This is a genomic window from Nocardioides sp. CPCC 206348 (assembly GCF_048654705.1).
In the GTDB taxonomy this organism is placed as follows: Bacteria; Actinomycetota; Actinomycetes; order Propionibacteriales; family Nocardioidaceae; genus Nocardioides.
Genome location: NZ_JBMCZA010000191.1, coordinates 212 through 877, shown reverse-complemented (window position 1 = coordinate 877; position 666 = coordinate 212). Strand labels below are relative to the sequence as shown.

General features: G+C 70.0%; 1 protein-coding gene. It reads right to left on the bottom strand.

Translation table 11 applies throughout. From position 1 onward, the window contains the following. Window positions 1–17 precede the first annotated feature (17 nt). Window positions 18–666: VWA domain-containing protein (locus ACOADB_RS16375; RefSeq protein WP_378600691.1), on the bottom strand; the 649-nt coding region annotated here is incomplete at its 5' end.

Sequence of the window (666 nt, the reverse complement as noted above, 5' to 3'; positions counted from 1 at the left end):
CACAGGCGCTCAGCCGATCAGACCCAGAAACCCCGGGACCCGAACATGTCGCCATAGCTCCCGGGACCAGCACCGGAGCGTCCGCCCCGGCGTGACCCGAGGTAGGAGCCGACCACCGCAGCGCCGAGGTCGCCCTCCTCCGGCGCGATGACCGAGCCGTCCACACGGCGGGCCATCGAGTCGATGAACCGGGCCAGGCCCGGGTCCTCGCCCAGCCGGAAGAACGTGGTCTGGGCGCCGAGCCGCTGCGCGTTGTCGAGCTCGCGGACAGCGAGCGCGATCGTCATCGGGTGCGGCGGGTAGGAGAAGAAGATGTCGCCGCTCGACTCCAGGTGCGAGGTCGGCTCACCGTCGGTCACGATGAGCAGCACGGGCTGGGCGTTCGGGTGCTTGCGGAAGTGCCGGTTGGCCAGCAGCAGGGCGTGGTGCAGGTTGGTGCCCTTGGCCCACTTCGCATCGAGCGCGGTCAGCTGCTCGATCTGCATGGTCTCGGCATGCCGGCCGAAGCCGATCAGCTCCAGGCTGTCGCCGCGGAACCGCGACCCGATCAGGGTGTGCAGCGCCAGCGCGGTCTGCTTCATCGGCACCCAACGCCCGTCCATCGCCATCGAGAACGACGTGTCCACGCACAACGCGACGGCCGCTTGGGTGCGCGCCTCGGTCTCG